Annotated in this window: 24 protein-coding genes and 1 pseudogene; 11 read left to right on the forward strand and 14 right to left on the reverse strand. The window is 59.9% G+C overall.

All coding sequences use genetic code 11. The features are described from left to right. Window positions 1-124: 124 nt before the first annotated feature. The 3 genes from RG836_RS13485 to RG836_RS13495 form a co-directional block, all read right to left on the reverse strand. Complete coding sequence (locus RG836_RS13485; protein ID WP_310846084.1) at window positions 125-1,063, reverse strand: sigma 54-interacting transcriptional regulator; 939 nt, start codon at window positions 1,061-1,063, stop codon at window positions 125-127. Window positions 1,064-1,556: 493 nt separating this feature from the next. Beyond that, window positions 1,557-2,021, reverse strand: coding sequence for a transketolase (locus RG836_RS13490; RefSeq protein ID WP_310846086.1), 465 nt, complete (start codon window positions 2,019-2,021; stop codon window positions 1,557-1,559). Between the two features lie 142 nt (window positions 2,022-2,163). Further along, the gene (locus RG836_RS13495) at window positions 2,164-3,180 is read right to left on the reverse strand and encodes a 1-aminocyclopropane-1-carboxylate deaminase (protein ID WP_310846088.1); all 1,017 of its coding nucleotides are present in this window, start codon (window positions 3,178-3,180) and stop codon (window positions 2,164-2,166) included. Window positions 3,181-3,346: 166 nt separating this feature from the next. Here RG836_RS13495 and RG836_RS13500 point away from each other — a divergent pair, with 166 nt between their 5' ends. Continuing rightward, window positions 3,347-3,856: an Lrp/AsnC family transcriptional regulator gene (locus tag RG836_RS13500; protein ID WP_310846090.1), complete on the forward strand. Its 510-nt coding sequence runs from the start codon at window positions 3,347-3,349 to the stop codon at window positions 3,854-3,856. Window positions 3,857-3,864: 8 nt separating this feature from the next. Here RG836_RS13500 and RG836_RS13505 read toward each other — a convergent pair. Continuing rightward, window positions 3,865-4,053 (reverse strand): annotated as a pseudogene (locus tag RG836_RS13505) (response regulator transcription factor); the annotation flags it as partial. A 355-nt stretch (window positions 4,054-4,408) separates the two neighbouring features. Between RG836_RS13505 and RG836_RS13510 the strand changes: the two are divergent. The 3 genes from RG836_RS13510 (at window position 4,409) to RG836_RS13520 (ending at window position 8,293) form a co-directional block, all read left to right on the forward strand. Further along, entirely contained in the window at window positions 4,409-5,170 is a 762-nt protein-coding gene (locus tag RG836_RS13510) for an alpha/beta hydrolase (protein WP_310846092.1), read from the forward strand. A 304-nt stretch (window positions 5,171-5,474) separates the two neighbouring features. Further along, the gene (locus RG836_RS13515; RefSeq protein ID WP_310846094.1) at window positions 5,475-7,034 is read left to right on the forward strand and encodes a GMC family oxidoreductase; all 1,560 of its coding nucleotides are present in this window, start codon (window positions 5,475-5,477) and stop codon (window positions 7,032-7,034) included. Between the two features lie 143 nt (window positions 7,035-7,177). Then, window positions 7,178-8,293 (forward strand): FAD-dependent monooxygenase, encoded by a 1,116-nt coding sequence (locus RG836_RS13520; protein WP_310846096.1) that lies wholly within the window; start codon window positions 7,178-7,180, stop codon window positions 8,291-8,293. 50 nt (window positions 8,294-8,343) lie between these two features. Here RG836_RS13520 and RG836_RS13525 read toward each other — a convergent pair whose 3' ends face one another. Beyond that, complete coding sequence (locus RG836_RS13525; protein ID WP_310846099.1) at window positions 8,344-9,549, reverse strand: MFS transporter; 1,206 nt, start codon at window positions 9,547-9,549, stop codon at window positions 8,344-8,346. 106 nt (window positions 9,550-9,655) lie between these two features. On the opposite strand from RG836_RS13525, the gene RG836_RS13530 reads away from it, so the two are divergent. Together RG836_RS13530 and RG836_RS13535 are read left to right on the forward strand one after the other, a co-directional pair. Continuing rightward, a complete protein-coding gene (locus RG836_RS13530) occupies window positions 9,656-10,303 on the forward strand; it encodes a TetR/AcrR family transcriptional regulator (protein WP_310846102.1) in 648 nt (215 codons plus the stop codon). A gap of 125 nt (window positions 10,304-10,428) precedes the next feature. Further along, a complete protein-coding gene (locus tag RG836_RS13535; RefSeq protein WP_310846105.1) occupies window positions 10,429-11,514 on the forward strand; it encodes a nuclear transport factor 2 family protein in 1,086 nt (361 codons plus the stop codon). Here RG836_RS13535 and RG836_RS13540 read toward each other — a convergent pair. Together RG836_RS13540 and RG836_RS13545 are read right to left on the reverse strand one after the other, a co-directional pair. Then, window positions 11,511-11,999, reverse strand: coding sequence for an HIT family protein (locus tag RG836_RS13540; RefSeq protein WP_310846108.1), 489 nt, complete (start codon window positions 11,997-11,999; stop codon window positions 11,511-11,513). The two genes, RG836_RS13535 and RG836_RS13540, sit on opposite strands and share 4 nt — an antisense overlap. Before the next feature lie 230 nt (window positions 12,000-12,229). Further along, entirely contained in the window at window positions 12,230-12,871 is a 642-nt protein-coding gene (locus RG836_RS13545; RefSeq protein ID WP_310846111.1) for a hydrolase, read from the reverse strand. Between the two features lie 214 nt (window positions 12,872-13,085). On the opposite strand from RG836_RS13545, the gene RG836_RS13550 reads away from it, so the two are divergent. Then, window positions 13,086-14,009: a LysR family transcriptional regulator gene (locus RG836_RS13550; RefSeq protein WP_310846113.1), complete on the forward strand. Its 924-nt coding sequence runs from the start codon at window positions 13,086-13,088 to the stop codon at window positions 14,007-14,009. A 14-nt stretch (window positions 14,010-14,023) separates the two neighbouring features. Here RG836_RS13550 and RG836_RS13555 read toward each other — a convergent pair whose 3' ends face one another. Beyond that, entirely contained in the window at window positions 14,024-14,581 is a 558-nt protein-coding gene (locus RG836_RS13555) for a DUF4440 domain-containing protein (RefSeq protein WP_310846115.1), read from the reverse strand. A gap of 135 nt (window positions 14,582-14,716) precedes the next feature. On the opposite strand from RG836_RS13555, the gene RG836_RS13560 reads away from it, so the two are divergent. Then, window positions 14,717-15,331, forward strand: coding sequence for a TetR/AcrR family transcriptional regulator (locus RG836_RS13560; protein ID WP_310846118.1), 615 nt, complete (start codon window positions 14,717-14,719; stop codon window positions 15,329-15,331). A gap of 401 nt (window positions 15,332-15,732) precedes the next feature. Here the strand turns inward: RG836_RS13560 and RG836_RS13565 are convergent, their stop codons facing one another. After that, window positions 15,733-16,605: a LysR family transcriptional regulator gene (locus tag RG836_RS13565; protein WP_310846120.1), complete on the reverse strand. Its 873-nt coding sequence runs from the start codon at window positions 16,603-16,605 to the stop codon at window positions 15,733-15,735. A gap of 78 nt (window positions 16,606-16,683) precedes the next feature. Beyond that, on the reverse strand, window positions 16,684-17,424 hold the full coding sequence (locus tag RG836_RS13570) for an SDR family NAD(P)-dependent oxidoreductase (protein ID WP_310846122.1): 741 nt from the start codon (window positions 17,422-17,424) through the stop codon (window positions 16,684-16,686). 261 nt (window positions 17,425-17,685) lie between these two features. Between RG836_RS13570 and RG836_RS13575 the strand changes: the two genes are divergently transcribed. Both RG836_RS13575 and yghU read left to right on the forward strand, forming a co-directional pair. Next, window positions 17,686-18,645 carry a quinone oxidoreductase family protein gene (locus RG836_RS13575; RefSeq protein WP_310846125.1) on the forward strand — a complete coding sequence of 320 codons (960 nt, stop codon included), beginning with the start codon at window positions 17,686-17,688 and terminating at the stop codon, window positions 18,643-18,645. A gap of 220 nt (window positions 18,646-18,865) precedes the next feature. Continuing rightward, window positions 18,866-19,732: a glutathione-dependent disulfide-bond oxidoreductase gene (gene yghU / locus RG836_RS13580; protein ID WP_310846129.1), complete on the forward strand. Its 867-nt coding sequence runs from the start codon at window positions 18,866-18,868 to the stop codon at window positions 19,730-19,732. A 39-nt stretch (window positions 19,733-19,771) separates the two neighbouring features. Here the strand turns inward: yghU and RG836_RS13585 are convergent, their stop codons facing one another. Beyond that, window positions 19,772-20,764 carry a quinone oxidoreductase family protein gene (locus RG836_RS13585; protein ID WP_310846132.1) on the reverse strand — a complete coding sequence of 331 codons (993 nt, stop codon included), beginning with the start codon at window positions 20,762-20,764 and terminating at the stop codon, window positions 19,772-19,774. A gap of 154 nt (window positions 20,765-20,918) precedes the next feature. Between RG836_RS13585 and RG836_RS13590 the strand changes: the two genes are divergently transcribed. Beyond that, on the forward strand, window positions 20,919-21,824 hold the full coding sequence (locus RG836_RS13590; RefSeq protein WP_310846135.1) for a LysR family transcriptional regulator: 906 nt from the start codon (window positions 20,919-20,921) through the stop codon (window positions 21,822-21,824). A 33-nt stretch (window positions 21,825-21,857) separates the two neighbouring features. On the opposite strand, the gene RG836_RS13595 is transcribed toward RG836_RS13590, so the two are convergent. The 3 genes from RG836_RS13595 to RG836_RS13605 form a co-directional block, all read right to left on the reverse strand. Continuing rightward, window positions 21,858-22,490: a LysR substrate-binding domain-containing protein gene (locus tag RG836_RS13595; protein WP_310846542.1), complete on the reverse strand. Its 633-nt coding sequence runs from the start codon at window positions 22,488-22,490 to the stop codon at window positions 21,858-21,860. Window positions 22,491-22,496: 6 nt separating this feature from the next. Then, window positions 22,497-22,769: a LysR family transcriptional regulator gene (locus RG836_RS13600; RefSeq protein WP_310846137.1), complete on the reverse strand. Its 273-nt coding sequence runs from the start codon at window positions 22,767-22,769 to the stop codon at window positions 22,497-22,499. Between the two features lie 110 nt (window positions 22,770-22,879). Next, entirely contained in the window at window positions 22,880-23,608 is a 729-nt protein-coding gene (locus tag RG836_RS13605) for an SDR family oxidoreductase (protein WP_310846139.1), read from the reverse strand. Between the last annotated feature and the right edge of the window lie 19 nt (window positions 23,609-23,627).

Genomic DNA, 23,627 nt, shown 5'->3' on the forward strand with positions numbered 1-23,627 from the left:
ACCAGGCAATAAATAAGTGCCTGTTATATATGGCGTTTATTTGCAGCAATCAGCTGAGCTGTGCAAGAGTTTGCATAAACTGCTGTTGAACTCTGCGTATTCATGCACACCAGCGCTACATACTTCACCGCCCCTTGAGCGCGGCGGATTTGCCCAAGACATCCAGCGATTTGATCCGGTGGTACAGCGTGCGGCGCGGCACTCCCAGTTCCAGACTGACGGCATCTATTGAGTGCCCGTGGCGCTTTAACGCTTCCTGAATCAATATTCTTTCGATGACTTGCAACTGCCCCTTCAATGAACGTCCCTGCGCAGCGGCGGCGGTATTGATGCCCAGGGAAGGTAGCCCCAGCACAAAGCGCTTGGCCGCTGATTTGAGTTCGCGGATGTTGCCTGGCCAGCCGTGGCACAGCAGCATTTGTGTCAGTGCTGCCGGCAGCGGTTTTGGCGCGCAACCAAGGTCTCGCGCGGAGGCGGCCACAAACTGGGAAAACAGCGGGACAATCTGCTCGCGGCGCTCGCGCAATGCCGGCAGACGGATCGTCAGGACGTTGAGGCGGAAGAACAAATCGCGCCTGAAGGCCCCCTGCTCCACTAACTCCGCCAGCGAACGCTGAGCCGAAGCGATCACGCACAGGTCCAGCGGAATCACTGTGGTCGAACCCAACCGCTCAATCGCCCGCACTTCAAGGACGCGTAGCAACTTGGCCTGCAGGCACAGCGGCATACTGTCGATCTCATCGAGGTACAAGGTGCCGCCCTGCGCCGCTTCGATGTAGCCCTTGCGTGAGCGACTGGCGCCGGTAAACGCGCCGTTGACCACGCCAAACAGCTCGCTTTCGGCCAGCGATTCGGGAATGGCCGCGCAATTAGTCGCGACAAAGGCGCCATTGCGCCCCGACAGCGAGTGAATGCGTTGCGCCAGGGTGTCCTTGCCGGTGCCCGTCTCCCCGGTGAGCAACACGTCTATCCCAAGCCGCGCCGTGCTTCGGGCGATAGCCTTGATGTCGGGCACTTCGGCAACATTGTTCAAGCCGCAGTAAAAATAATCGTAAACACCCATTTGCAACCTCGCGATCGGCACAGCGTGATAAGGCCCTGTCCGAAGCACGAAACAACGCACCGCGAATACTTTGAAGCCATCAGCGACAACAACCCATCGAACAGTTAAAGAAAGATACATTCCGAAACAACATTGTTAGCAAGGACGCAAAATCGGTCATGCGCACATGATTTTGAGCCTCTGACTCAGAAACTAAATGTTTTATGGGCTGATTGGATTAGTGGCCCGAGAATACATTCGGACAGCTGCATGTCAATCGCCCCGAGTAGCAACAAGTGCAACCCGCGTCACAATTCAACGTATTGAGGTAGCACGTGCAAAATAGAACTAGACGGTGCCGACGCGATAAATAAAACCCGATAACAACAAATAAATGGAACTGGTTGATTACTTCGCACCACTCACTACTTGAGCAAATCCAACTTCAACTTCCAGATTCGGTAACTCCTCTCTGTAATGCCTTTAATCATTAAAAGACTGCCTGGTTTTTGAGTTAGAGCACGCATCGCTCCTGCAACAGTATTTTCGCCAAGGTTCGAACGGCGGACAGCACCTGCTCGACCTGCGCATCCTCGGCAGCAGCAGACGCGGCGGGGTCTTTCAGCTCAACCACGCGCAGTTTGTGTCCCAGCACAGAGCCCAGCCAGGCGAGGCAAGGCGCTGCCTCGACTTCAACATCCAGCAGATAGCAATTCGGTGGTACCGAGCGCAGCAAGTGATGCGCCTCACTGCAGGCGTCGGGCCTGGACTCCATCGGATTACCCTCGACCCGCAGCCAGTTGTCCCGCAGTTCCTGAGGATGCTCGACCCGCAGGTACGCCACTTGGTCCCAGCCGTCAATGGCAGCCTGTAACCGCTTGAGGAAATAATCGGGCAGCGCAGCGCTGATCACGATGACCACGGCGACATCGGCCAGCGGCTCTTTGATCCAGATGGCTGAGGGTGAAATCGCTTGCATGTGCCAGTCCTCGATAGTGGGGTGGTGCGCCCCGGTAGGTTGTTGATGTATCGCCTGCTCGAAGGCAACTTTTACGCTGTCTATCGAACAAAGTCAGCACGAGCAGGCGCACCTCACCATCGTTCACTGGCGGGTCGATCACTCAACCATTACGAAACAGAAAGCTGTAGGCATTTAACGCCGGCACCCCACCCAAATGCGCATAGAGCACTCTGGAGCCTTCGGGGAATTCTCCGCGCCGCACTTTCTCGATCATCGCGTGCATGGATTTGCCTTCGTACACCGGATCGGTCAGCACCCCTTCGAGCCGGCCGCACAGGCGAATCGCCTCGAGCGTGCCTTCGTTGGGCAAGCCGTATTCCGGGTAAGCAAAACGCGTATCGAGCACGACATCTGCTTCGGTGATCTCACGTCCCAGATCCACCAGTTCGGCGGTGTGCCGGGCGATGCGCAGGATCTGCGCGTGGGTCTGCTCGGGCTTCGCGGAAGCGTCGATGCCGATCACCTGTTTCGAGCGGCCATCGGCAGCAAAACCGACCACCATGCCAGCCTGAGTGCTGCCGGTCACCGAGCAGACCACGATGTAATCGAACTTGAAGCCTAGCGCCTGTTCCTGCTGCCGCACTTCTTCGGCGAAACCGACAAAGCCCAGGCCGCCGTAAGGATGTTCGGAACAGCCGGCGGGTATCGGAAACGGCTTGCCGCCGCTTTCCACCACATCGCTCATGGCTTTCTCCCAACTCGGGCGAATGCCGATATCGAAGCCGGCCTCATCCAGCCGCACGTCCGCGCCCATGATCCGTGACATCTCGATATTGCCGACGCGGTCGTACACGGCGTCGGAGTAGTTAACCCAGTTTTCCTGCACCAGCACGCATTTCATGCCCAGATGCGCGGCCACCGCGGCGACCTGGCGCGTCTGGTTGGACTGGATGCCGCCAATCGACACCAGGGTGTCGCAGCCCTGCGCGATCGCCTCGGGAATCAGGTATTCGAGCTTGCGGGTCTTGTTGCCGCCGAAGGCCAGGCCGCTGTTGCAGTCTTCACGTTTGGCATACAACTCGACCTTGCCGCCAAGGTGTTCGCTGAGACGCTTCAAGGGGGTGATCGGCGAAGGGCCGAAGGTCAACGGATAACGTTTGAATTGATTCAAGTTCATAACGCAGGCTCCCTGATGGTTGGTCATCGAGGCTCGATTGGCCGGGCTTCGACCGGATCAATACTAAGAAATAAAACGAAATCTTGTGTTGCAAGTTTCACGACAAAAACGAACTATTGTTTTATCCAATCAACAAAAACCATTACTTAATTATGTGGATCTGGCCATGGTCACAATAAATAACCAAAAGAAGTCAGGAGCAGCCGCCGCAGAGCCTCTGGTGCTGGATCGCACCGACCGCGCCATCCTCAAGCACCTGCAAGTGGATGCCTCGATCTCCAACGTCGCGCTCGCGGACAAAGTGAAGCTCAGCGCCCCGGCCTGCCTGCGCCGCGTCGAACGGCTCAAGCAAGCCGGCCTGATTCGCGGCATCGTCGCCCTGCTCGACAACGAGGCGCTGGACGCTGGCATGGTGGTGCTGATCGGCGTCGTACTCGATCGCTCGACGCCCGAGTCGTTTGCTGCGTTCGAAGCCGCCGCGCAGAAGGTCACCGCGTGCATGGAATGCCATGTGGTCACCGGCGAATTCGACTACTTCATGTTGCTGCGCACCAAGGACAGCCACAGCTTCAACCGCCTGCACGCCGAGCAACTGCTGTACCTGCCAGGGGTGCGGCAGATTCGCTCGTTCATGGGCTTGCGCCAGGTGCTGTCGACGCCGCGAATCCCGCTGTAGCGGTCCGCTCAGATAAAGCCTTGGGTCAGGGCTTTCACCGTGGCTGCCGCGCGGGTGGAGCATTGCAGTTTGCGGAACACGCTTTCGACGTGGGTGCGCACGGTGCTTGGGCTGATGCCCAGTTGGCGCGCGACGTCTTTGTTGCTGCCGCCGGTGCTGATGGACCGCAGGATCTGGGTTTCGCGCTCGGACAGTGGACTGCCGCTGGCATTGCTGATGAAAGTATTGGTGTTCATGACGGCACTCCTTGATGGGTGGATGTCCAGGCGCTGGTTTTTCGCCTGCTTGGTGACGTCCATATTAAGAAAAAACCGTTTAATACGTGTTGCAAAGATCGGTCTCAAAACAATCGATAAATTCTCTTATTCGTTTCAATAATAATTTTATTGCGCAAAATGACCTATCAACGCACTAAAAGTGCCAATCCCCCTGCATGCACTATTACGCGACCCCGCAAAATCCGCGCCGATCACCGAGACTCGGATAAATGACCGATACCTGAGCCACCGAAGAACACTGAAACTGCGCTCACCCCCTACCGGAGATCGCATCATGTTCAAACCCAAGGCTCTCGCCCTCGCCCTCGCTGTCACCTGCTCGGCCTTCGTCGGCGCGAGCCATGCCGCCTCTGCGCAGCCCTCCGTGGTCATCGTCCACGGCGCCTTCGCCGACGGCTCCGACTGGGCCAAGGTTGTCCCGCTGTTGCAGGCTGAAGGCATCAAGGTCACGGTGGTGCAAAACCCGCTGACCTCCCTCGCTGACGATGTGGCCGCGACTCAACGCGTACTGAACAACCAGGACTCCGACGTGGTGCTGGTCGGGCATTCGTGGGGCGGCACGGTGATCAGCCAGGCCGGCACCGACAAGAAAGTCCGCAGCCTGGTGTACGTGGCTGCCTTCGCCCCGGACGCCGGCCAGGCCAGTAAAGATCTGGGCAAGGACTACCCTGCGCCGTCCGGCGTGAAAGACATCGCCGCTGACAAAAACGGCTTCCTGTACATGACTGCCCAAGGCATGGCCACCGGCTTCGCCCAGGATCTGACGGCCGAGCAAACCGCCGTGATGACCGCGACCCAAGGGCCGATCCGGGCCTCGGCCTTCGACGACAAAACCAGCGCCGCCGCGTGGAAAGGCAAGCCATCCTGGTACATCGTGGCCAAGGAAGACCGCATGATCCAGCCAGATCTGCAGCGCGCCTTCGCCAAGAAAATCGGCGCCCAGACCAGCGAAATCGACGCCAGCCATGTGCCGCAGCAATCCCGGCCTGCGGACGTCGCCAAGGTGATCATTCAGGCCGTGCAAAAGGGTCAGTAACGCCAGCGCACGACTCCGGATGCAGAGCAGCTCCTTGATTGGAGCTGCTCTGCATCTGCCTGAAAAAATCCTGGCATCCGTCGGTGGCGGTGTCCGCCCCGTGGTCACGGAACCTTTTTCCCAGCCCTTCCCACTCATTCCCCGCAGGCGAGATTCGCCGGCACATCGATGCCTTGAGTCGGCCTCAGGCGACGTCCAACAGCGAATCCAAGAGAGACAATGTCATGTGTGTCGTACCGCAAAATTCAACGTTCACCGGAACGGTGGTCATCTCCAAAGCCGCGCAGTTGCTGGAGATCGGACGATGACTTCCACTGCTGATCGGCAAAACAGCCATTTTGATTTCATTGTCTGCGGCGCAGGCACCAGCGGTTCAGTGGTCGCCGGTCGATTGGCGGAAAACCCCGAAGTACGTGTACTGCTGATTGAGGCCGGTGGCGACGACGAGCATCCCCATGTGCTGGAACCGGCCAACTGGCCGCTGAACCTGGGCGGCAAACGCGACTGGAATTTTTCCGGCGCGGCCAACCCGCATCTCAACGGTCGGGAAATCCCGCTGAACATGGGTCGGGGCCTGGGCGGCGGATCGAGCGTCAATGTCATGGTGTGGGCTCGTGGCCATAAGAACGATTGGGAAGACTTCGCCGCAGAGAGCGATGATCCGGCCTGGAATTACGCATCGGTCCTGAAGATTTACCAGCGTGTCGAAGACTACTGGGGCAGCCCCGATCCGGCACGCCGAGGCAGCGGCGGACCGGTGCACGTCGCCCCTGCACGTGAGGCGCAACCCATTGCGGCGGCCATGATCAGCGCCGCCGCCGAGATGGGATTGCCGACCTACGACAACCCGAATGGCGTGATGATGGAGGGCCGAGGCGGTGCGGCGATCAACGATCTTATCGTCAAGAATGGCCAGCGCCATTCCCTCTACCGGGCTTACGTAAAGCCGCGCCGAGGCCAGGCCAACCTGACGATCCTGACGGACACGCTGGTCAGCCGATTGCTGTTTGAAGGCCAACGGGTGGTGGGCGTGGAAACCCTCCGCGACGGGCAAGTGCAACGCTATTTCGCCGAGCGCGAAGTGGTGCTGTCGCTGGGCGCCATCAACACGCCAAAGGTGCTGATGCAGTCGGGCCTGGGCCCCGAGGAGGAGCTGCGTCGCCACGCCATTCCAGTGGTCCAGCACCTTCCCGGTGTCGGCGCCAACCACCAGGATCATGTGTCTTTCGCGGTGATTTTCGAGTACGAAACCCCGCAACCGATCGGCTATGGCGGCTCGGAAGCGACGCTCTACTGGAGCAGCGACAGCGCCCTGCGCTTGCCCGACATGTTCCATTGCCAGGTCGAGTTCCCGGTGCCGAGCGCGCAGACCGCCGCACTCGGCGTGCCGACACATGGCTGGACCATGTTTGCCGGCCTCGCCCATCCGCAAAGCCGCGGGCAGATCACCCTCAGCGGCCCGAACCCGCTGGATGCGCCGATCATTGCGCCCAACACCTTGTCCCATCCGGCCGATCTGCGCTGCGCGCTGGAGAACATCCGGTTTGTCCAGGAGCTCGGCGCCCAAGCCTCCTTCAAAGACTTGGTGAAAGGCGAAAGCCTGCCGGGCACTTCAGACGCCCGCGCCTTGGAACACTACGCGCGCAACGCTGCTGTCACCTATTGGCACCAGTGCGGCACGGCGAAGATGGGCTGCGATGAGATGTCGGTGGTCGACGGGCAACTGCGGGTGTACGGCGTCGAAGGCTTGCGCATCGCCGATGCCTCGATCATGCCCCATGTCACCAGCGGCAATACCATGGCGCCGTGCGTGGTGATCGGTGAGCGTGCCGTCGAGGCGATTCGGGCGGCGTATTCGATCTAAGCGGCCGTGCAAGCCTGGGTCTGGAGTCAATGGGGGCAATGATCGGACACGCCGTCATCTGCATGCCTGCGCATTGCTGCCTCGGGAATAAATCGCGCTCCTGACGTGTTGTACGGGCAGCAAAAAAATAATCGAGAGCATGAATGATGAGAATTCTGATTGTCGGCGGCGGGATTGCCGGTTTTGCCGTGGCGAAAGCGTTGGAACTCAAGGGTTACCAACCCGAGTTGGTAGAGCGCCGGCCGGACCAGGCGTCGGGCGACTCGGGGCTGTTCCTGCCGGGCAATGCTGGGCGCGCGCTGGATCAACTTGGCCTGCTGAAGCGAGTCGCCGAGGTCGCTGCCTTCATTCCCACCCAGCGCATTCTTGATCATCTGGGCCGGCCATTGTCTGTGACCCGCACCCCGGACGTCTGGGCAGACTGCGGCCCCTGCCTTTCGCTGCCGCGCGTGACGGTGCATGGCATTCTGCGTCAGGCATTGCAGCGCACCCATTTGCATTTCGGCGTGGCTGTCGAGGGCATTCAAGTGTTGCCCAAGGGCAGTGAAGTGAGCTTCTCCGACGGTTCGACTTCCACCTATGACATCGTGATCGGTGCCGATGGCATCGCTTCCACCGTGCGCGGTTTGTTGTTCCCCACGGCTAAACCACAATACGTGGGCAACGTCAGTTGGCGTTTCATCACGCGCAACACCAGCGCCATCGACAGCTGGACGGCCATGCTCGGTAAGGGCAAGACCCTGCTGGCCATCCCGGTAAGCGCTCAGGACGTGTATGTCTACGGTGACATGGCGCTGGCGGAAAAGGATGTGCCGAAGATGAACGCTCAGACCTCGCTCACGGTGTTGTTCAGGGATTTCACCGGGCCGGTGGTTCCGCTGATCGCGAACAAGCCGGAGGACACCTATGTGCACTTCGGCAAGATCGAACACGTGGTGATGGATGAGTGGGTCAAAGGTCGTGTGGTGCTGATCGGCGATGCCGCGCACGCATCCTCCCCGAGCATGGCGCAGAACGCCGGAATGGCTTTCGAGGATGCGCTGGTGCTGGCCGATGCGATTGCTTGCGCCAGCCACCCGGACGCGGCGCTGGCGACCTACGCCGCCCGGCGCCGGAACCGGATTGATTGGGTGCAGAAACAATGCGTGGCCCGGGACAAGATGCGGACATTACCGGGACCGGTGCGCAACGTGATCCTCAAGGTGCTGGGCAATAAGTTATATGCCCGAAGTTATGCGCCTTTGGCAGCTCCCGTTTAATCATTCGATGTCGCGCCTTCATCAGATTGAGCATCAGGACTGACCCAACCTCAATGACCAACCACCACCTGAGCAGCACGCCTGTGGCCTTGGGGGAAACCATGCGGCCGTGCTCGAACGGCAATGGCCAGGCTGATCAGCAACAGCGCCACCAGTAAGCTTGGGAACGCGCGCACGCCCCATTGACCGAGTACCACGCCCCCCAGCAACCCACCGCCGGCGATCGCACTGTTCCAGACCACCACGTTCATGGAAAGCGCCACGTCGGCGCCCTTGCCGGCGGCGTCGGCGAGGGCTGTTTGCAGCAGCGTGGCCGCGCCCCCGAAGGTCAGCCCCCAGATGAATACGCCGGCGTAAATCGCCAGGGCGGAGCCGGAGAACACGCCGAGGAACAGCGAGACAGCGGCGAAGGTTGCAAGGCTGATTAGCACCGTCGAGCGCAGATGCCGATCCACCAGCCGCCCGGTCAGCCAGATACCCGCCAGCGCCGCGGCACCGAATACGAGCAGTACCAAATCCACCCGACTGCTCAGCCCAGCCTCGGAAATAAACGGCGCGACGTAGGTATAAAGAATGTTGTGCGCCAGCATCCAGGTGAACACGACACCCAGCACCGAGCGTACACCAGGGGTGAAAAACACCTCGCGCAGCGGCAGTCGCTGTGACGATGTTTGCCCCGGGTAGTCCGGCACTTTGATCAGCACCCAGACGATCAATGCCAGAGTCAGTCCGGACATCAATCCGAACGCCATGCGCCAACCCATGAAGCCGCCCAGCCAGGTGCCCAACGGCACGCCCAGTGACAACGCGATGGGCGTTCCCACCATCGCCACCGCCAATGCGCGGCCCTGCATATGAGGGGCGACCATGCGTCGTGCGTAGCCTGCGATCAGGCTCCAGGCCAACCCCGCCGACACCCCGGCGAAAAACCGCGCGACCAGGGTCAAGCCGTAGTTGGAGGAGAACGCGGTGATGGAATTGAACACCAGAAAGCCGACGATCGTCAGCATCAAAACTGTCCTGCGACGCCAGCTCTGTGTGGCGATGGTCAGCGGGATGGCCGCCAGCAACGACCCCAAGGCATACACCGTCACCATCTGCCCCGCCAGCGACGCGGAGATTCCCAGGCCACTGCCAATCTGGGGCAATAAACCTGCCGGCAGGGTCTCGGTCACGATGCAAATAAAACCGGTCATCGCCAATGCCAGCAATGCCCCCAGCGGAAGTTTTTCGCCCTGCGGCTCATCTGTAGTCATTCGTCACCCGACTAATATACTGATCGGTATGAATATAGGGATACGACCTGCTCTGGTCAACGACTTATGTATCGATTAGTATCGAATGACTCGAGAGGAGGCCGATATGGCACAGATGGGACGCCCACGCAGTTTCGACCGAGACGTGGCGGTCACTCAGGCAATGCACGTGTTTTGGGAGCATGGCTACGACGCCGCATCGCTCAGCCAGCTGAAGGCGAGTATCGGTGGAGGCATCACGGCGCCGAGTTTTTATGCGGCTTTTGGCTCCAAGCAGGCGCTGTTCAGTGAAGTGATGCAGCGCTATCTCGACACCCACGGCCGCGTGACCGACAGCCTGTTCGATACCACCCTGCCCCCAAGAGATGCGATCGAACTGACCTTGCGCCGCTCAGCCCGGATGCAATGTGAATCCGGCCATCCCAAAGGCTGCCTGGTGGCGCTGGGGCTGATGAGCGCCTGTACCGATGAGAGCAAGGCCATCTCTGAGCCGCTCGCTCAGGCACGGGCCACTAACCGTGCCGGGATTGTGGCCTGTGTCGAGCGCGCCATTGCCGCCGAGGAGCTGCCGGCTACCGTTGAGCCGCAAGCATTGGCGACGGTGTTCGACAGTTTTCTGCTGGGTATTTCGGTACTGGCGCGGGACGCAGAGCCTCTGGAGAAGATCGACGCGGGGGTGACGCAAGTCATGGGGTTATGGGATGCGCTGCGAGTCGATAGCCAGGCTTCGACAGCAGTTCAGCTCGACGCCTGAACCTGCGACTGGGCGCACCTCGTACAAAACTGAACGCCGAAGTTGCAGCAACGACACTCCCGCAACTCCTCCCCTGCTCGCACACTGGTTCCAGCTTTTTGGCGTACTCAGTAGCGAGGCAGAAGATGAATATCGGGTTTATCGGTGTCGGCAGTATGGGCCGGGCAATGATCGCCGCGCCGGTGTTTGGCGTGCCCGCAGTAGCGGCCAACGGGGAGCTGAATATTCTGGCGGCGGGGCCTGACGAGGCCATCGCAATGGCCCAGCCGCTTCTCGATCTGCTGGGAAAAAAGACCTGGCGGCTGGGCACCCACCCTGCTCAGGCCTGTATCGCAAAAATCGCCGGCAACATGATGATCACCCAGGCAATCGAGTCGCTCGCCGAAGCCAGTGCCTTGGCGCAGAGCTACGGGCTGCAGCCGGCGGCATTCATCGAAGTCGTAACCCAGACACTGTTTGCCTGCCCGAGCTATCAACGCTACGGGCAGAACATTGTGAACGCCAGTTATGAACCGGGGTTCAAGCTGTCCCTGGGCCTCAAGGACATCAATCTCGCACTCGATGCGGCCGCCCCCAAAAGGCTGCCGTTGCCCGCTGCCGGCGTGGTGCGATCCCGAATGATTGCAGCGGTCGAACAGGGGCTGGGAGACAAGGACTGGTCGGCCTTCGCCAGCGTGCCACTGGAGCAAACCCCGCCCAAGCAAATTAACTCAACGAGGGACAACGCCATGAACATCGAAACCGTGCTCGCGCGCCTGGATGCGCTGGAAAGTCGCGCAGCGATCGAGTCGCTGATCTCGGCTTACGCCAATGCGTTTGATCGCATGGATTCCGGATTGCTGCACGGTATCTGGCACGCCGATGCAACGCTGGATCTGCCCGGGTTTGGAAGTGCCGCAAGCCGCGAAGATATTATGCGGATGGCTGATAACAGCTGGCAGCAGATGCCACATATGCACCATTGGATGGCCAATCCCTTGATTGACATCGACGGTGAGAGCGCCACGGCGACCGTGGCGGCTGACTGCCTGTTTCATGACATCGAGAAAGGCCCGGTGCAAGTCAGTGGTCTCTACCACGACAGCTTTGCACGCCGCGACGGGCAATGGCGCTTCCTGTCGCGACGCTTCGAATTGCACTACCTCACCCCCTTGCTCAATTGGACACCGATCGCCGGGTCGGAAGGGTTCGGCGCCATTGCAAAACCCTAGCATTCCTGTTTGAACAGCAGGCGCAGGTGGTCAATGATTTGCTCGATCGACGGCCCTTGGACGTTTGGCGCCTCCGGCTTTTCACCGAACTCGCGCCAAACGAAAAGCGTCAATTCCGCGCCGTCGCACGCTGATTGAGCATCGACGGCCCCGAGGTCCCTGAGGAGCCGATAACGGTCATTCTGCCAGAACAATTCTTCGACCCAGTGATACACCGGAATGAAATGGAAATGCACCGGGAAACGAGGATCGTGGCCGAAGCGGCTGATGTAGAGCCACTTCGGATCCAGCTCCGTTTGCAGTTTTTTCTGCACACTGGCGAGTATCACGCCCAGCTCGGCCAACGCGCTGGCTGGAAGATCGAACAACGCGCGCACCGGATGTTTGGTCCCTAGCACCAAATAGCCGGGCAACTTGCTCGACATGTGGTGGTTGAGGATCCAGTGGGGCGTTTCATGAATGATGAATCTTGGGGGGATGTCCATGGACAGTATCCGTTGGCGAGGCTGGCGCGAGGTGGTCTCAACGGCTGCAAGTGTTATGCCGAACAGCAATGGGCAAATATATATCACATGCGGGCGGTAGCACGCCCTCTTGAGTCAGGCCATGCGTTCGTGTCGGAATAACTCAAAAAAAACCGACCTGAGGGAATGCCAGACTCAGGTCGGAAATTGGGAGCAACAGCACGCAGCCACGAATGGCCTTTTACTCAGGCTTACTTGCCCGACGTCTCCAAGGCTTTTTCAGCATTGAAGCCGTCGAAGTTTTCGAACACGCCCATGAAGCCAGGTACGGTGGCTTCACGCGCCCAGTCGCGCTGCAACTCGCAGTACAACTGCACGCGGCTGATGAGTTTGGCACCGGCCTGTTCCATCCGGCGCAACGCGGCTTCGTGCGCGGCGAGCGAGGTGCCGCCGACTGCATCGACCGGGATGTAGACTTCGTAGCCTTCCTGGATCGCATCAAGCACCGGGAACGCGAGGCACGCTTCGGTCCACAGCGCGGTGATGATCAGTTTCTTGCGCCCAAGTGCTTTGACAGCTTGCTTGAATTCGGTGTCTTCCCAGCTATTGATCGAAGTGCGGTCGTAGGTCGGCAAGTGACCGAGCACTTCTTGCAGTTCCTGAATCGGCGGCTTGTTGCGGCCGGTGGCGACGTTGACCGTCGAGTGGATGATCGGCAGCTTATAGTTCAGCGCTGCCTTGGCCACGCTGGTGATGTTGAACACCAGTTCGTCGCGTGGCATCGAGCGGATCGAAGAAACCTGAATCGGCTGATAATCGATGATGATCAGCAGCGAGTTTTCAGGGGTCAGGAGTTGGTCAGTCTGCGGATTGCGGATAACTTCGCTTGTCATGAATAGGTCCTTTTCGTGGTGATAAAACCAGCGGCGATCGACCTCAGGACACGGCCGTCACGCCCACTGAGCATGTGTTTGAGCGGGGTGAACTCCTGAGAGACAAGCCTCAGTGACACCTTGCCTCGCAGATGTACTGTACTGTACCGTACCGTTTGTGGCGCCAGTAGCATCAATATCTGGCAAGCTGTGTCGCACAACGGGGAACGGCTGGATGAATATCGAAGAGTTACAGACGTTCATTGAAGTCGCCGATGCCGGCGGCGTTTCGCCGGCCGCGCTGCGGCTCGGGGTGCCCAAGTCCATCGTCAGTCGCCGACTGATCAGGCTGGAAACCGACCTTGGGGTTCAGTTGCTGTCGCGCACCACCCGGGGTGCGGCGCTGACGGAAGCCGGCATCACCTTCCGCGACTATGCCGCCAGGGTCTGCGCCGAGATCGACATCGCCCGAGAAACGATTCTGCCCACCGGGCCCCTGCGCGGCTGCTTGCGCGTTGCGCTGCCACTGTCGTTCGGCCTGACCCATTTCGCCCCCGTGCTTGCGGAAATGGCGCGACGTCATCCTGGGCTCTCCATCCACACCTACTACACTGATCGTTTCGTCGACCTCATCGCCGAAGGCTACGATTGTGCGATTCGGGTCGGGCATCTTCGGGATTCAACCTTGATCGCCCGACGCATCGGTCCGATCTACGCGAAACTCGTCGCCAGCCCGGCCTACATCGAGGCTCACGGGTCGCCTGAGACGCCGGATCAGATCATTGACCATCAGGCCCTGATGCAGAGCACCGAAGCCTGGCAGTTCATGGACGGCGAAAATAACGTCTCGGTCCGCCCGCAAGGTCGCTTCAAAGCCGACAACGGTACCGCCCTGGTCGCCGCCGCCACTGCGGGACTGGGTATCGCGTGCTTGCCCGAATGCCTCATTGTCGATCATCTTGCCTCGGGTGCACTGATTCCGATCATGACCCGCTATCCACCACCGACCGCGGGTGCTTACGTGGTCCGCCCGCCCGGCCAGCATCCGGCACGCAAGATCAGGATGCTCACCGAACTGCTGATCGAGTATTTCGGCGAGGACCCTCATTTCGCCGCAGTGCCACTGCCGGGTCGCCTGGATGCCAAGCTGGCAAGTTGAGCTTCAGCCTGCCGCTATTCCCTGGCGTAGCGAGTGGATTGCCAAGCCATCATTTGCCAACCCGTCGCGCTTTCTCGCCAGACGCTGATGTAACGCGAACTCAACAGCTTGGGCTCGTCACGAATCACCACATCCATGGCGATCAACCCTGTCATGACCGCGCAACCGCCGACCAGGCGGATACGCTCCTGATGACTGTCGAAATGTTGGTAGCACCAAATGCCCGCGCGCATTCCCTGAAGATAACTGCTCTTGCTATCGCTCTCGCCGTCGGAATGACTGTAGGTGAGGTCGTCACTGTAGATGGCCTCTAAGAAGTCCATGTCGCGCTCGATCATCGCCTGACGGCGGCGCTCTTCAAGGGCTTGAATCTGCTCTCGTACCTGTTGCTCAAGCATGTCGCCTACTCCGTTTCTGGCACCGCCAGGAGGGTTCAGTTTACTCCACCGACATCGGCGGCCCCATTGGTAAAAGCTGTCGTCACTGGCTTGGGTAACGCCTGCTGGCGAGTCCTGATTGAACAGGCCACCGTCAGTGAAATGCTCGATGAGATTGCCCGACGGGTCGGTCAAGAGGTTCCAAATCGATGTTTTCGGTTTTCTTTGCCAACCCATCGCGACAATGGCGCGCTGTAGCGCTGGAACGCCCACACGGAGCGGCGTAGGCTGTGGTGAATTTCACCGTGTTCCAAGGAAACCGCGAACCCTATGGAAAGCCCTACCCCACGACAGGCAGCAAAACGTCAGAGCATTCTCAAAGTGGCGACTGACATGTTTCTCAGGGACGGATACTCAGGCGTCAGCGTTGACGGGCTCATTGTAAAAACCGGGGGATCGAAGAGCACGATCTACAGCTACTTCGGCGGCAAGGAAGGCTTGTTTTCGGCGATTATCGAGCAGCTCTGTGCGGAGCACGTCAGCCCGCTGTTTGACATGGACCTCAAGCACAAACCACTGAAGGAAGCCCTGTCGACCCTTTCCAAGGTTTTCCTGGACGTGTTGCTGGCGCCTCGCACCATCGCCCTGCACCGCCTGATCGTCGCCGAAGCGCTACGGGCACCTGATGCGGCGCGGTCATTCTTCGACGCCGCACCCGGGGCGGCGTATGGGTGTCTGGCCGAGTATTTCACCTGGGCTGAAGAGACCGGACTGATTATCCCTGGGGATGCCAACACACGGGCGAAAATTTTCCTCGACGCGCTGACCGGCGACTTGCAACTGCGTTGTTTGCTCGGGCTGGCCAAGCGCCCTTCGAAGGCAGAAAAAGAACACCTGGCCGCCGAAACCATCGCGATCTTCATCAATGGCTTGTCACCTGCTTGACGCAACGCGATCACCAAGGAAGCTCAGGTGGAGACAGGCGCTCACCGATATAACCTTCAAGCTCACCGAACCGTCGCACTTGATCGGCATTCCAGTCGACCAGTGCTTGGCCAACCTCCCAATCTTGCGTCGCTGGCGCGATGGCATGATGCGGTTGATCGGTATTCCACCACCAAGTCCCGCCGTCTGCGCAGAAACTTTTTGAATGGCTCGACCACTGTCGTCCATCGGGCGATCGACAGCCCTCGGCAACGGTTCCGGGAATTCGTTGTGGCTCATACCTGATCCCGTTCGACGACGTCTAAAGCGGGGTACTTTGCTATGGCAGAGCTCAATACGGTAGTCGCATTCAGCGGTTAGCTGTGTCGCCGATCAAGCAACGCCCAAGCGCTGATACTGCGCTACTGGGTATGCCCCAGCCATTCGGCCAACATCTCCGTCAACACGCGAACCTTGATCGTTGGATGCCGACTCTGTGGCCGAACCACGTAGATACCGGCGGGCAGTGGCGGGTATCGAACCATGACCGGCACCAGGGCGCCGTCCTTGATCAGTTCATCGGTGACACTGTCAGACAGGTATCCCAGACCCAGGCCTTCAACGGCCGCCGCCGCCAGTGCCGCAGGGTTGTCGGCCTTGAAGCGCCCTCGCGGGTGCACAGTGATGGGGTTGTCGCCGTCCAGAAACCGCCAGCTTTCCGTGCCCTGCATCAGCGATTGATGATCGGCCAGGTCGTCGGGTGTCTCCGGTGCGCCGTGGGTTTGCACGTAGCACGGACTGGCCACCAGCTTGCCGTAGATGCTGCCCACACGTTTGGCGATCAGATTGGAATTGCGCAGATGCCCGACCCGAATGGCGCAGTCGTACCCCTCGCCCACCAGATCGACCATTTGATCGCTGTAGTTGGTGTGAATGTGCAGCAGCGGATGACGGCGCGCCATGCACGCCAGCACGGGCGCGATATGGGTCGGGCCGTACGAGATCGGCGCAGCAATCCGGAACCGGCCACGAAGGTCACCCGCCGGGTGAATCGCCTCCCTCGCCCCTTCGGCGTCAGCAACGATCCGTGCCGCGTATTCTCGCAGCGCCTCGCCCGCCTCAGTGACGGCGGCACCACGGGTGGTGCGGGCCATGAGTTGCGCGCCCAGTTGCGTTTCCAGACGCGCCAGCCGGCGGCTGATCACTGATTTCGCGACGCCCAGGCGGCGTGCCGCGGGGGAAATGCCGCCCGCATCGGCCACCTCGATAAATGTGTGAAGATCTTCAATATCCAATGGCTTCAGTCTTCCAGATACGGCAACGACGCTGGCCGGCCGCCAGAGCAAGAGAACGTTTTCAACGGTGAGGATCGATCAGGCGAGCGCGCCGCCGTCCACGGACAGGATCGCGCCGGTGATCAGGCTCGCGGCGGGACTGGCCAGGTAAACCACCGCGCTCGCCACCTCGTGAGGCTCGCCGAAACGCCCCAGGGACGACAGGCTGCGCTGGAAGTCAGCGGACGGGCCATCGGCCGGGTTGGCGTCGGTGTCGACCGATCCCGGCAGTACCAGGTTGACGGTGATACCTTGCGGGCCGAGTTCGCGCGAAAGACCACGAGTGAACGACAGCAGCGCCGACTTCGACATTGCATAAGCGGTCACGCCCGGAAACGGCACCCGCTCCGCCAGCCCGGAGCCAATCGAAATGATCCGTCCCCCGGCGCCAAGATGCGGAATGACCGCTTTGGCAAACAGCACCGGGGCTCGCACGTTGATGTCCATCAGCGCCTGGTACTCGGCCACGTCGATGTCGGCGATCATGCCGTTAAGGCCGATGGCCGCGCTGTTCACCAGAATGTCCAGCCCACCCAACGCCGCGACAGCCTGCTCGACCGAGCGCGCGATAGCCTGCGGGTCGGCGCTGTCCGCTTGAATGGCGGCGGCGCGACGGCCCTGAGCTTCGATGGTATCGGCTACGGCTTTGGCCTTGCCGACTGAAATCTGGTAGGTGAAGGCCACATCGGCGCCATTCTCCGCCAGCGCCAACGCGATTGCCGAGCCGATGCCCCGTGCCCCACCCGTGACCAACGCACGTTTGCCTTTCAAATCAATCATTATTCACCTTTCTGTTTGCGATTCATGGGGTCGCGCCGCAACGCGAGCGGCGACCACCACCGCGCCAAAAGAACCGATCTTAGATTTCCGATTCGTGCCTTTGTAGCCCCGAGGACTGCCGCACTGAATCGCAGAAAGTGGAACGCCCGCCGACCAAAGCAGGAACGACGGCCGGCCGGAAACTTTGAACGACAGACGAGGCTCTATCACGGCGAGCGCTTCGGCAAAGCCTGCGCGAAGCCCGCAACGCGGAGAGAGATCATGAAAGCAGCCGTCTATGACGCGCCCGGTGCGCCCAGTGTTTTGCGCTACGTTGATATTCCCGACCCGAGCCTTGGGCCTGGCGACGTGCTGGTGGCCGTCGAGGCGATTTCGATCGAGGGCGGTGACCTGATCAACCGCCGCTCGACAGCGCCGCCGCATGCTTCCTGGGTCGTCGGCTACGCGGCGGCGGGCACCGTGGTGGAAGTCGGTTCGCAGGTCACCGACCGCGCGGTCGGCGACAGGGTCACGGCTTTTGACATGCAGGGTTCCCATGCCGAATTGTGGGCGGTGCCGGCGGGGCGAACATGGCTTATCCCCGACCGGGTGGACGCGGTAGACGCGGCGGTAATACCGATCGCCTTCACGACGGCGCACTACTGCTTGTTCACGCGCGGCAGGCTGAAGCCCGGCGAAACGGTACTCATACAGGCCGCCGCCGGTGGCGTGGGTCTCGCTGCCGTTCAACTGGCGACACAAGCGGGGGCGACGGTGATTGCGGTGACCAGCGGAACGCAACGCAAAAGTCGCCTGGTTGAACTCGGCGCGCAACAGGTCATCGACCGTGCGATTGACGACGTCGCCGAGTCGGTGCGGCAGATCACGCACCACCAAGGCGTCGATCTGGTCATCGATCCGGTCGGGACCACCCTGCCGGTTTCCCTTCAGGCCCTCGCGCCGGAGGGGCGTCTGGTGTTCGTTGGCAACGCCGGCGGCGGCGACCTCAGCACCGACTTGTGGCCCGCGATGCAGGCCAACCAAACGCTCATGGGCGTGTTCATGGGCACGCTGTTCAAGCGGCCCGACGTCCGAGCCAGCGTCGATCACCTGCTGGAAGCGGTCGGAAGCGAACGTCTGCACGTCGTCATCGAGCGGGTTTTCCCGTTATCCGAGGCCGCCGCCGCCCACCAATACGCTGAGCACGCCAAGCCGCTGGGGCGCATCGTGATGAAGCCTTGAGGATATCCAGTTGCAGGCATCTTAAAACCCACGGGGACTTAAAGTTATATATCCACCCCCCAACTAATAGAGGCTGCTGCAGGCATTATTCAGAGGGCTGAATAGTGAATTCATTGTTTGACCTCTTATACGATCCTTAGATGCCAAGTTACTATTTTTGCCAGTTGAACAAGTGCAACTTAAACCACTGCACATACTTGCAGGCATAAGGATTCAATTCATGACAGAGAGCACTTCCAAAAATCAGCCGGAAGGCTATATACCTCCACGGGTGTGGAGCCCGAGGGCCAGTTATGGCGGCCAATTTTCCAGTATCAACAGCGCGGTTTCAGGTGCTAGGTTTGAACAGGAACTGCCCGTCGGCAAGCATCCGTTTCAACTCTATTCGCAGGGAACACCCAACGGCCAGAAAGTGACGATTTTGCTTGAGGAGTTGCTCGCGGCAGGCTACTCGGGGGCGGAATACGATGCCTGGCTGATCGATATTTTCAAGGGTGATCAATTTGGCAGCGGTTTCGTTGACATTAATCCCAACTCCAAGATTCCAGCGCTGGTTGATCGCACGACAACCCCATTCACCCGCGTGTTTGAAAGCGGTTCGATTCTGATCTACCTGGCAGAACGCTTTGGTGCATTCCTGCCGACCGAGCCGCGAACGAGAACCGAGACGTTCAACTGGTTGATGTGGCAGATGGGCGCGGCGCCCTTTGTGGGCGGCGGCCTGGGCCATTTCTACGCTTACGCCTCGGTCAAAATTGAGTATGCAATCGACCGCTATGCCATGGAAACCAAGCGACAGCTCCATGTCCTGGACACGCACCTGGCTTCGAACGAATTCTTGGCCGGGGATCACTATACGATCGCGGACATGGCGGTCTGGCCCTGGTATCCCGGCAGTCTCTACGGGGTATACGGCGCACATGAGTTCCTGGCTGTCGAGCAATACACCCATCTGCTTCGCTGGTACCACGCCATTGCCGCCCGACCTGCCGTGGCGCGAGGCCGCGTTGTAAACCGCACATCCGCAGCGCCGGGAGAATTTCTGCGCGAACGTCATGACGCCGATGACTTCAAATCGTTAATTTAAGAAGACCATTGGAGGCGACTCCCGCGTTGCAAGGGATGCTCAAGGTATCAACAGAATCGAGCCGGAGTGTTTGCGTGCAGCGATAGCGTGATGCGCTTGTGCCGCGTCCTTCAGTGGATAGCGAGACAGTGCCAGTGGGCCCAGTGCTCCTTCACGGAACCGTTCAAACAACTCGGAGGCAGCCGTGTCCTGGTTTTGAGCGTTAACGTACTGCGGCGTGGAGGGTTGAACATAGCGAATCCCCCGCGAGGCGAGCCGTGCGGCATCCGCTACACCGGCCCCTGATGCGTTCCCGGCGTGAACCAGATGACCGCCATCGCGCAAGGCAGTGATCGAATCATTCAGCGTCTGTCTGCCCACCAGGTCGTAGACCACATCGACGCCGCGACCGCCATTCGCCGCCCTGATCCGCTCAGCCAGATGGGGTTCGTCCGCGCGCAATACTTGGTCGAGCCCCCAGCCCTCGACGGCTCGTGCCTTATCGGCAGAACCCACGGTGGCAATGACGCTGGCACCGATGGATTTCGCCCACCGGGCAAGCAAACGGCCGACACCACCCGACGCCCCCTGGACGACAACGGTTTCACCCGCTCGCAGCGCATGGACCTGCGTGACCAATGCCCAAACGGTCAACCCTTTCGACAGCAGCCCGGCCGCCTGCTCGCTGGACAGGTCATCCGGAAGCTTGATCAGCGAACTCGCGTCGATCACACGTTGATCCGCGTAAGCGCCGAACGAAAAGAAATACCCCACTCGATCACCCACTTTCAGATGCTGCACACCGGGGCCGACTTCCGTAATGACGCCGGCACCTTCTACCCCCAGCGCAAACGGCAAGGGCACCTTGAACGTGCCGTCCCTGAACATCGTGTCGACAAAATTCACGCCGATCGCTTCGTGGCGCATAAGCACTTGCCCACTGGAGGGTTTCCCCGGCGTAAAGGTTTCGTGGCGCATAACTGCAGGTGTTCCTTGCTGGTAAATCCGGACGCGTTGATTCATGGCTGCCTCGCCTTGAAGTTGCTGAGTCATTGTCTGATTCCCCCGTTAAGCGCGATCCGTCGGATCGCTTCAGTGAAATCAATGTATAAGCAAGCCAATTCAGGATAAATAAGCTAAAAAGCACACCACTGTTCCCACTAGCGTGCTAATAGTTCGCTCATATAACGTCGCGAAGAGAGACAGCGTGGACTATTTCAACGCGGTAAAAGCGTTCACTCAGGTCGTGGAAGCCGGGAGTTTCACCAAGGCGGCCCAGGCGCTGAACCTGCCGCGCAATACCGTTACCAAACACATCCAGTCGCTGGAAAGCCATCTGCGGGTCAAGTTGCTCAATCGCACTACGCGCCGTATTTCATTGACCAACGACGGCACCGCTTATTACGAGCGCATGGTCCGGGTGGTCGATCAATGGCTGGAAGCCGAATCGGATATGGCCAGTGCCCAGGCCCGGCCCAACGGGCGCTTGCGGGTCGACATGGGCGCAACCATGGCCTCGATGCTGGTGCTGCCCGCCCTGCCCGACTTTCAAAAACGCTGGCCGGAACTGCAACTGGACATTGGCGTGAGCGACCGAATGGTCGACCTGCTGGGCGACCGGGTGGACTGTGTCATTCGCGGGGGCACGTTGAACGATCCTTCGCTGATTGCCCGACGTCTGGGCAGCCTCCCGTTCGTGACCTGCGCGGCACAGGATTACCTGGCGGCGCAGGGTTCGCCGCAGCACCCAAGCGAGCTGGAAAAGGATCAGCAAATGGTGCGGTATTTTTACGCCAGCACCCACCGACGCCAGCCCGTGGAATTCGTCAGAGGCGATGAGCGCCTGTCGATCAACGCGAATTATTTCGTATCGGTGAACGACTCCAACGCTTTGCTCGCTGCCGCACTCGCCGGCCTGGGGATCGTGCAGGTGCCGATGTTCATGGCTGAACCGCACCTCAAGTCCGGTGCATTGATCCAGTTGTTGGAGGACTGGTCACTGGAGCCGAATCCGATCTACATCGTGTACTCGCCCAATCGCCATCTCAGTGCCCGCGTGCGCGTTTTCGTTGACTGGATGGTCGAGTTGTTCGAGGCCAAGGGATTGCGCTAGATCATGACCTCAGGCCATCAAGCTTGCGGATGTTCAAGAACGCAGGGTCGGATGGTTGGCGAACAGATCGGTGACCCACTCCACGAACACCCGCACTTTTCCTGACAGGTGACGGTTCTGCGGATACACCACGTGGATCGGCAGGGGTTCGTTGGTCCAGTCTTGCAATATCGGAATCAACCGCCCGTCCTCAATGAACGGTGACAGCAGAAAATCAGCCATTTGCACGATGCCCAATCCCGACAAACCCGCCGACGTATAGGCATAACTGTCGCTGAGTGCAATGTGACTGGATAACGCTACCTGAACGCGCTCATCGTCTCGGCTGAAATACCAGTCAAAAGGCGTGCCCGCACGGGAGGAAAAGTAGTTCACACACCGATGATCCACCAACTCGTCGGGGTGCACCGGGCGGCCATGTTTCTCCAGATAGGACGGCGAGGCGCAGGTGACGTAGTGCATGGTCCCCACCCGACGCGCAATCAGCCGGGAGTCAGCCAATCGCCGTCCGCCACGAATGGCGCAATCCACGCCCTCTTCTACAAGGTCAACCGGACGGTCGCTGCAGCCGAGTTCCAATCGAATATCGGGATAAAGCGCAAAGAAGGCCGGGAGTGCGGGAATGATCACATCGCTGGCCAGGCCGGCCGGCGCATCGACCCGCAGACGCCCCTAGGGGCTGAGGCGCGTGTGTGTTAAAGCGTCCTCGGCATCGCGGACATCCGCGAGTATCCGTAAGCAGCGCTCATAGTAGGCCGATCCATCGGCAGTCACGCTGACATGCCGAGTCGTGCGGTTCAACAGCTTGACCGACAGTGAAGTTTCCAGCGACTGGATCAACGTGGTCACCGTCGCTTTGGGAAGCTTCATGTTTTCAGCCGCGCGATTGAAACCGCCGGTATCCACCACTTGGACGAATACCTCCATCGCTTGGAATTTGTTCATTGGGTCCTTTGATCCAGCGGGTGCTTGAAAGAGCCGCGCCTATGAGTGATCGGCACACGTCTGCGAGTTAATGGCTCCCAGCTTAACCAGTGCGGCGCTCGATTGCCTAACTACCAAGGCTGCCGACCATGGCTCCCAAAGAAGCCGCCCGTTGGGCCATCAGCGCCGATCAGGGCCATCTTGATCGCTGTCGCGGCGCCTTCCTCCGGCGTGAGAACGCCCGTGTTGCCATTCAGGTCGGTCTGGACATGGCCGGGCTCGACGGCGTTCACTTTGATGCCCAGGCTTTCAAGTTCCTTGGCAAATGAAACCGTGACAGCATTGAGTGCGACCTTGGATGAGGTGTAATCGAGCAAGTTGACGCTGGAATAAATCGAAGTCGGGTCGGTGATCAAAGCCAGCGAGCCGACACCACTGCTCATCATCACGATCCGGCCGTTTTGCGCCGCTTTGATCAGTGGCAGCACAGCTTGAGTGACGCGCACCGGACCGAACAGATTAACCTCGTAAACCGCCTTCATGTCCTCCATCCGGACCTGGCTCGGTGGCGTGGTGACGTCGATGATGATCCCGGCGTTGTTAATGAGAACTTCGAGCGCGTCTATTTCCGCCGAGAGTGTCGCCACTGCACGCTGCACACTCTCAGGGTCGGCCACATCCAGCTGCAGAAACCGCACATCCAGACCTTCGCCGCGCAGTTCAGCAACCGCCGCCTCGCCACGGGACCGGTCACGTGCGCCCATCCAGACTGCCATGCCGGCCTCGGCCAGCCCTTTGGCAATGGCAAAGCCAATGCCTTTGTTAGCGCCGGTGACCAGCGCTTGCCGTTTGTTCTTCATGGGTGTTTTTCCAATTCTG

Origin of the sequence: Pseudomonas rhizozeae, from assembly GCF_031583775.1 — a bacterium.
GTDB lineage: Bacteria > Pseudomonadota > Gammaproteobacteria > Pseudomonadales > Pseudomonadaceae > Aquipseudomonas.

Excerpts from the sequence above, each read along its gene's own strand:
- RG836_RS13530 (WP_310846102.1), top strand. The coding sequence starts at position 9,656 with ATGGCACAGATGGGACGCCCACGCAGTTTCGACCGAGACGTGGCGGTC.
- RG836_RS13570 (WP_310846122.1), bottom strand. The coding sequence starts at position 17,424 with ATGATTGATTTGAAAGGCAAACGTGCGTTGGTCACGGGTGGGGCACGG.
- RG836_RS13490 (WP_310846086.1), bottom strand. The coding sequence starts at position 2,021 with ATGCAAGCGATTTCACCCTCAGCCATCTGGATCAAAGAGCCGCTGGCC.
- RG836_RS13605 (WP_310846139.1), bottom strand. The coding sequence starts at position 23,608 with ATGAAGAACAAACGGCAAGCGCTGGTCACCGGCGCTAACAAAGGCATT.
- yghU (WP_310846129.1), top strand. The coding sequence starts at position 18,866 with ATGACAGAGAGCACTTCCAAAAATCAGCCGGAAGGCTATATACCTCCA.
- RG836_RS13510 (WP_310846092.1), top strand. The coding sequence starts at position 4,409 with ATGTTCAAACCCAAGGCTCTCGCCCTCGCCCTCGCTGTCACCTGCTCG.
- RG836_RS13550 (WP_310846113.1), top strand. The coding sequence starts at position 13,086 with ATGAATATCGAAGAGTTACAGACGTTCATTGAAGTCGCCGATGCCGGC.
- RG836_RS13520 (WP_310846096.1), top strand. The coding sequence starts at position 7,178 with ATGATGAGAATTCTGATTGTCGGCGGCGGGATTGCCGGTTTTGCCGTG.
- RG836_RS13575 (WP_310846125.1), top strand. The coding sequence starts at position 17,686 with ATGAAAGCAGCCGTCTATGACGCGCCCGGTGCGCCCAGTGTTTTGCGC.
- RG836_RS13535 (WP_310846105.1), top strand. The coding sequence starts at position 10,429 with ATGAATATCGGGTTTATCGGTGTCGGCAGTATGGGCCGGGCAATGATC.
- RG836_RS13540 (WP_310846108.1), bottom strand. The coding sequence starts at position 11,999 with ATGGACATCCCCCCAAGATTCATCATTCATGAAACGCCCCACTGGATC.
- RG836_RS13600 (WP_310846137.1), bottom strand. The coding sequence starts at position 22,769 with ATGAACAAATTCCAAGCGATGGAGGTATTCGTCCAAGTGGTGGATACC.
- RG836_RS13525 (WP_310846099.1), bottom strand. The coding sequence starts at position 9,549 with ATGACTACAGATGAGCCGCAGGGCGAAAAACTTCCGCTGGGGGCATTG.
- RG836_RS13500 (WP_310846090.1), top strand. The coding sequence starts at position 3,347 with ATGGTCACAATAAATAACCAAAAGAAGTCAGGAGCAGCCGCCGCAGAG.
- RG836_RS13585 (WP_310846132.1), bottom strand. The coding sequence starts at position 20,764 with ATGACTCAGCAACTTCAAGGCGAGGCAGCCATGAATCAACGCGTCCGG.
- RG836_RS13545 (WP_310846111.1), bottom strand. The coding sequence starts at position 12,871 with ATGACAAGCGAAGTTATCCGCAATCCGCAGACTGACCAACTCCTGACC.
- RG836_RS13495 (WP_310846088.1), bottom strand. The coding sequence starts at position 3,180 with ATGAACTTGAATCAATTCAAACGTTATCCGTTGACCTTCGGCCCTTCG.
- RG836_RS13515 (WP_310846094.1), top strand. The coding sequence starts at position 5,475 with ATGACTTCCACTGCTGATCGGCAAAACAGCCATTTTGATTTCATTGTC.
- RG836_RS13560 (WP_310846118.1), top strand. The coding sequence starts at position 14,717 with ATGGAAAGCCCTACCCCACGACAGGCAGCAAAACGTCAGAGCATTCTC.
- RG836_RS13485 (WP_310846084.1), bottom strand. The coding sequence starts at position 1,063 with ATGGGTGTTTACGATTATTTTTACTGCGGCTTGAACAATGTTGCCGAA.